At 48.3% G+C, this 6,000-nt stretch carries 7 protein-coding genes; all 7 read right to left on the bottom strand.

The features are described from left to right. Positions 1 to 88: 88 nt before the first annotated feature. The gene (argF, locus tag HMPREF2608_RS03295) at positions 89 to 1,084 is read right to left on the bottom strand and encodes an ornithine carbamoyltransferase (protein WP_070825967.1); all 996 of its coding nucleotides are present in this window, start codon (positions 1,082 to 1,084) and stop codon (positions 89 to 91) included. Positions 1,085 to 1,212: 128 nt separating this feature from the next. After that, a complete protein-coding gene (locus HMPREF2608_RS03290) occupies positions 1,213 to 1,968 on the bottom strand; it encodes a methylated-DNA--[protein]-cysteine S-methyltransferase (protein ID WP_070825966.1) in 756 nt (251 codons plus the stop codon). 169 nt (positions 1,969 to 2,137) lie between these two features. Further along, the gene (locus HMPREF2608_RS03285) at positions 2,138 to 2,623 is read right to left on the bottom strand and encodes a hypothetical protein (protein WP_070825965.1); all 486 of its coding nucleotides are present in this window, start codon (positions 2,621 to 2,623) and stop codon (positions 2,138 to 2,140) included. 93 nt (positions 2,624 to 2,716) lie between these two features. Beyond that, positions 2,717 to 3,862 (bottom strand): succinyl-diaminopimelate desuccinylase, encoded by a 1,146-nt coding sequence (gene dapE / locus HMPREF2608_RS03280; protein ID WP_070825964.1) that lies wholly within the window; start codon positions 3,860 to 3,862, stop codon positions 2,717 to 2,719. 112 nt (positions 3,863 to 3,974) lie between these two features. Continuing rightward, the gene (locus HMPREF2608_RS03275; RefSeq protein ID WP_004519621.1) at positions 3,975 to 4,595 is read right to left on the bottom strand and encodes a glucose-6-phosphate 1-dehydrogenase family protein; all 621 of its coding nucleotides are present in this window, start codon (positions 4,593 to 4,595) and stop codon (positions 3,975 to 3,977) included. Between the two features lie 34 nt (positions 4,596 to 4,629). Further along, the gene (locus HMPREF2608_RS03270; RefSeq protein ID WP_004519620.1) at positions 4,630 to 5,139 is read right to left on the bottom strand and encodes a hemerythrin domain-containing protein; all 510 of its coding nucleotides are present in this window, start codon (positions 5,137 to 5,139) and stop codon (positions 4,630 to 4,632) included. Positions 5,140 to 5,231: 92 nt separating this feature from the next. Beyond that, a complete protein-coding gene (azu, locus tag HMPREF2608_RS03265) occupies positions 5,232 to 5,810 on the bottom strand; it encodes an azurin (protein ID WP_003748712.1) in 579 nt (192 codons plus the stop codon). Positions 5,811 to 6,000 lie beyond the last annotated feature (190 nt).

Here is a 6,000-nt window from a genome sequence, read left to right as displayed (position 1 = left end):
TTTAGGGGATTTTGGGGAATTTTGCAAAGGTCTTGGCCTTTATTTAATCTCTATTAAATGAAGCAGTAAGCAGCGTTGAGCGCAAAACTCAACCGCCCAATGCCGCTACCATCACCGCTTTAATCGTGTGCATCCGGTTTTCTGCCTGATCAAACACAATGCTGGCTTCGCTTTCAAAGACTTCTTCCGTTACTTCCACACCATTCAGGCCGAATGTCTCATAAATCCATTCGCCGACTTTGGTTTTGCGATTATGGAAAGCAGGCAGGCAATGCATAAACTTGACTTGCGGATTTTCCGCCGCCGCCATCAATTCGGGGGTAACGCGGTAACCTTTCAGCAAATCAATACGTTCCTGCCAAGCCTCTTTAGGCTCGCCCATACTGACCCACACATCGGTATGGATAAAATCCACGCCTTTTACGGCTTCCTGCACATTCTCCGTCAACAGAATCCGTCCACCGGTCTCTTTGGCAACAGCCTGCACCGTCTCGATAATGTTTTCAGACGGCCACAAACTTTTCGGTGCACCGATACGCACGTCCATGCCCAGTTTCGCAGCCAACACCAGCAACGAATTGGCCATGTTGTAACGCGCATCACCGACATAGGCAAACGCAATTTGGTTCAAAGGCTTATCACTATGCTCGCGCATCGTCAGCGCATCGGCGAGCATTTGAGTCGGGTGAAACTCGTTGGTCAAACCATTGAACACAGGCACGCCCGCATACTTGGCCAGCTCTTCCACTACATCCTGTCCAAAACCGCGATATTCGATACCGTCAAACATCCGCCCCAAAACCCGCGCCGTATCCTTAATACTTTCCTTATGCCCAATTTGGCTGGCAGACGGCTCCAGATAAGTTACCCCTGCCCCTTGATCACGCGCAGCCACTTCAAACGCGCAACGGGTGCGGGTTGATGTTTTCTCGAAAATCAGGGCAATGTTTTTTCCCTGCATCCGCTGCACCTCGCGCCCTGCTTTTTTAGCGGCCTTCAATTCGGCGGCAAGGTCGAGATAGACAGTAATTTCTTCGGGCGTGAAATCCAAAAGTTTTAAAAAATGGCGGTTTTTCAGGCTCATGTCTTATTTCTCTTTTTCTAGCGTGGGCATTGCCCAACATTTTTCTCCATGCAGATTTTTCCGGGCTTCCCCGACCTTCTGCTACTCAATTTTTCAGCGTGCGAAGCCTGCCCCTAATGCAGATCCTCTCAAAACAAGGCCGTCTGAACCTCACCTCGCTCCAAGGCAAGCAACGATTGTTTGCGGTTCAAACCGCCTGCATAGCCGGTCAGCTTACCATCGCTACCGATAACGCGGTGGCAGGGAATCAAGATAGACACCTTATTCTGCCCGTTTGCAGCGGCAACGGCGCGAATAGCCTTAGGATTACCCAACTGTTGCGCCTGCTCCTTGTAGCTGCGCGTTTCGCCGTAAGGAATAGTCAGCAGCGCATTCCATACCTGCTGCTGAAAGGCCGTGCCTATCGTTTCCAAAGGCGTCGCAAAAACTTTCAGACGGCCTTGGAAGTATAAATCTAATTCTTGGCGCAAAAGTTGCGTTTGCTCATTTTCTTGGAAAATGAACTGCCCGCGCAAAGCTTTTTGGACAGCCATGATTTCCTGTTCCATATGTTTCTGCCCGACAAATTCCAGCAGACACAAACCCTTGCTGCCGAACACCGCCAACATCTCGCCCAACGGCGTGGCAACCGCGGCCGCAGTCAGTTCGTTCGGACTATCAGGATAACGCGCTTCCAACAGACGGATGGCTCGGCGGATACGGACATATTCTTCGGGCGTGCAGCCGATACGGTCGATAAAATCCTGCTCGAACTGCTTGGCTTCGTGTTCCGTAAGACGCTCGTGCAGCAAGGCTTCGAGAGTAACGGGAAAGTCAGTTTCCAACTGCTCTCGGATTTCATTCCACTTTGCTGGAAGCGCATCTAAAGAAGGCAGAGTAATCATCTGCATTTACTCCCGATAATCAACAAACCCCCAAACTATTACCCGACGGATCATAAATTCCACCATCCGGTACGGCGGCTTTAAAACTTATATGTAGGTTGGCTGGAAGTTTCCGCCTACCCTATCAATGAAACTCGTCCAAAAATTTTATAAAATCCCAAAATGGGAATTATAGAATTTTCTTTAAAACAACAAATTCTTTGTCTTTTTCTATCTTAAATTTTCCCAAGACCCACTCGCCGCTCTTGTTAAACTCCCCGCTTTCTCCACAATAGCCTCTTTGCTCAACCTTGGTCGCTTGCAAAATCACTTCATCATCACTTACAAATCGATAAAGACCTTCTGAATGTGGAAAACAATCATTACCGCATTCTGCTGAATAACTGCTGCTAAACCTGCCGTCTTTATCAAACTCAATGTGCTTTCCATAAATGTGATTGTCAGAGCCGGTTGTTTCTACCCGACTGAGATAATATGCGTTTTGGGGCGCATCCATGGGTAACTCGTCAATATGCCACAATCCCACCAGTACATTTTTTTCTAAAATTTTTCCTTGATTGATTGAAACTGCTTGAGGCTTTGGCTCGGATTCAAGACAACCTGTCAAGGATAATGACAATCCGAATACAACAAGGGCTGAGATAAATTTCTGCATAGGAAACCTTTAGTGAAGAAATCGATTAATGACAGTCAAAGCATTGCCACAATGTATGCCAGTTTTGATGGGGCAATACCCTTTCTGTCGTTTTCAGACGGCCTTTTCAGCCAACAATCGCGTCAACATACCCTCATACACTGCCGACAGCTTCGGAATATCTTCCAAACGTACGTTTTCGTTGATTTGGTGGATGGTCGCATTGGACGGGCCTAATTCGATGAGCTCTTTCGCAATGGCTTTGATGAAGCGTCCGTCCGAAGTGCCGCCGGTGGTGGACAATTCAGCCTCAACGCCACAAATCTCGGCAATGGCTTCGCGTGCCACATCGGTCAGTTTTCCTGCCTGTGTCAGGAAAGGTTGGCCTGAGCAAGACCACTGCAAATCGTATTGCACGCCGTGTTTATCCAAAATGGTATGAACGCGTTGTTTCAGCCCTTCTTCAGTAGACTCGGTAGAGAAACGGAAATTGAATTTGACGTTTAGCTCGCCCGGAATCACATTGGTCGCGCCTGTGCCGCCGTTAATATTGGAAATTTGGAAACTGGTCGGCGGGAAGTATTCGTTGCCCTCGTCCCAGACTTCCTGCGTCAGCTCCAGCAAGGCCGGGGCAAAAGTATGCACGGGATTGATTGCCAAATGCGGATAGGCAATATGGCCTTGCTTGCCTTTGATGGTCAGATTGCCCGACAACGAGCCGCGTCGGCCGTTTTTCAACATATCGCCCAATTTATCCACGGCAGTCGGTTCGCCGACGATACAGTAATCAATCAATTCGCCACGCGCTTTCAATACATCGACAACTTTGGTTGTGCCATCCAGCGCATCGCCCTCTTCGTCTGAAGTAATCAGGAGCGCGATACTGCCTTGATGATCGGGATATTCGGCAACGAAACGCTCACAGGCGGTAACGAAGCAGGCAATGCTGGTTTTCATGTCCGCCGCGCCGCGGCCATACAGACGGTCTTCACGCTCGGTCGGTTCAAACGGAGGCGAATCCCATTTTTCAACAGGACCTGTCGGCACAACGTCGGTATGTCCGGCAAAGCAGAACACCGGAGCCTGAGTACCGCGGCGCAACCAAATGTTTTTGGTGTCGCCGAAATGAAGCTCTTCTACGGCAAAACCGATTTTTTGCAGGCGTTCGGCCAGCAGTTGTTGGCAGTTTTGGTCATCCGGCGTAACGGACGGGCGGGAAATCAGCTCTTTGGCAAGCTCTAGGGATTGGGTTTCGGTCATATTTGCTCACTTTGAGAAACAGGCCGTCTGAAACGTTCTGAATATGATTTTCAGACGGCCTTGAGTTTATTTGAAGATACTGAATGGGCAGTTTCCCTTTCTGCATCCTGATTTATTTTCCATGACAAGCTTCATACAGCGGCAGTAAGTCTTCCACTGTTTCCACTATCCATTTCGCGACATCCTGCTTGCCCAAATCATCGCGTTCGATGTGTTTGCCGATACAGAAGAAATCTTTATCGTCTCGAAGCTTTCTATCGCCGTCGCTTTGTTGGGCAACGGTACGATAATCGTCATATTCGCTTTCCGCACCGTGCCACATATCGAAGGAAGCGTATTTTTCAGTATCAAAATTATCCAGCCAGCGGTTGTAATCAGGCAGCGCAATGGGAGAAACATCGGCTTTATAGCAATGCCAGTCCAAGCTGACGCTCAAACGGCGGCGATTCAGCAAAATCGATAAAATCGCTGCGGAATTTTTATATTGTTCGTATTTGAAATAGGCAAAAAAATGGGCGCGGACCTGCCAGCCGTTACACCAGCGTTCGATATGCGGCGGCGCAAACGGTGCACCCAATTCGGCGGCAACCTGCTGGATTAGCTGCTGCCATACCTGCCAGTTTTCTTTATAGTCTGCCTTGATTTGCGGAATGCTTTCAGGCTGGTATTTTTTAAGCTGGGAAAACTGGAAAAAAGGGATATTGAACAAATCGCAACTTTTTGGGGTCAGCATAGTGTATTCCTTGAGACGATTGTTTCAGACGACCTTATTTGCGGCGGCGTGCAGCCATAATTTCGCCGATTTCGGTCAGTTTTTCTTTGGGGATAAAGGTTTTGCCCATATCAAATAGCGGCTCTTCAATCGCCAGATGAACATCATATCCTGCGACAAAGCGTTTGAACGTTTCCGCATCGGGGATATAGGCGTTGTCTGCTTCGAGTTTGGCGAATTCGGCAGATACCGCCGCCCAGTTGTTGTGCAGGCTGATATGTTGGCGCAAAAGCTCGTCAACGCTTTCTTGAGCTTGCGGCGCATATTGCAATAGAAGCGGGAAGAAATTTTCTTCTTCGTCTTCATGGTGCAACGGCGCGGCAACATTAAAATATTGGGCAATTTGGCGGATGGTTTGCAAAACGATTTGATTGCAGCCGTTTTCGGCAATATAGTTCGACAACATGGCAACCTGGCTGCAGAAACGGCGCACTTTGCCATGACAGGCGTACAGCATTTCAATGGGTTCGGCAAAAGTAACGCTTTTGGTTTCAAACGGATTCATGGTTTTGAAGTTTTATTCTTAAATTAATGTTTCCAGATTATAACAAAACAGCCTGCGCAAGGCAGGCTGTCTGTTTTCGAGCTTGAGGCGGATTAGTCAACCAAAGTAACTTTACCGTTCATCAAAGCGCCGTGACCTGGGAAGGTACAAGCGAATTTGTATTCGCCGCCGGCCAATTTAGCAGGATCCAGAGTCAGGGAAGCTTCTTCGCCGCCGCCAACCAGTTTGGTGTGGGCAACAACGCGTGCGTCGTCAGGTTTAACGTAGTCAGTTGCAGCAGCACCGGCACCGTCTTTGAAAATACCGTCCATGTCTTCGGCTTTACCGATGACGATGTTGTGACCCATGCTTTCTTTAGGTTGGGTACCAGTGTGTTTCAAAGTGATGGTGAATTCTTTACAAGCTTTGCTCACTTGGATTTCTTTAGTGTTAAACTGCATAGCGTCGTTGGCTTCAACAGTAGTTGCGCAGTTGCCGGCAGCAGGAGCGGCGGCAGCATCGGCTGGAGCAGCTTCAGAGGCAGGAGCGGCATCGGCAGGTGCAGTAGTTTCTGCAGGAGCAGCTTCAGAAGCAGCGGAAGCAGCAGGTGCTTCAGCAGGTTTTGCAGCTTCTTGAGAGCATGCAGCTAAGCCGATAACGGCAGCGGAAATCAGAGCCAGATAAGCTTTCATTGATGTATCTCCTAATGATGAGAGTCTTGTTAAGTTCTATTAATAGAACCCGCGCGAATATATTAACAAAGACAAATGTCAAACTTAAACTTATTCACGCAGAGTGATAAGAAATTCAGGCGTTATTTTGCTACAAACTTCACACGAAATCAAAATTTCAGGCCAAGTTTACATCAGTTTACCTAAAAGA

Origin of the sequence: Neisseria sp. HMSC064D07 (assembly GCF_001837185.1) — a bacterium.
Classification (GTDB): Bacteria; Pseudomonadota; Gammaproteobacteria; order Burkholderiales; family Neisseriaceae; genus Neisseria; species Neisseria flavescens_C.
Note: the sequence above shows the minus strand (reverse complement) of the source record. Positions and strands in the feature narration are given on the sequence as shown.

Bases quoted from the DNA above. Each gene is read 5' to 3' on its own strand.
- HMPREF2608_RS03285 (WP_070825965.1), bottom strand. From the start codon at position 2,623: ATGCAGAAATTTATCTCAGCCCTTGTTGTATTCGGATTGTCATTATCC.
- HMPREF2608_RS03290 (WP_070825966.1), bottom strand. From the start codon at position 1,968: ATGATTACTCTGCCTTCTTTAGATGCGCTTCCAGCAAAGTGGAATGAA.
- argF (WP_070825967.1), bottom strand. From the start codon at position 1,084: ATGAGCCTGAAAAACCGCCATTTTTTAAAACTTTTGGATTTCACGCCC.
- azu (WP_003748712.1), bottom strand. From the start codon at position 5,810: ATGAAAGCTTATCTGGCTCTGATTTCCGCTGCCGTTATCGGCTTAGCT.
- dapE (WP_070825964.1), bottom strand. From the start codon at position 3,862: ATGACCGAAACCCAATCCCTAGAGCTTGCCAAAGAGCTGATTTCCCGC.
- HMPREF2608_RS03275 (WP_004519621.1), bottom strand. From the start codon at position 4,595: ATGCTGACCCCAAAAAGTTGCGATTTGTTCAATATCCCTTTTTTCCAG.
- HMPREF2608_RS03270 (WP_004519620.1), bottom strand. From the start codon at position 5,139: ATGAATCCGTTTGAAACCAAAAGCGTTACTTTTGCCGAACCCATTGAA.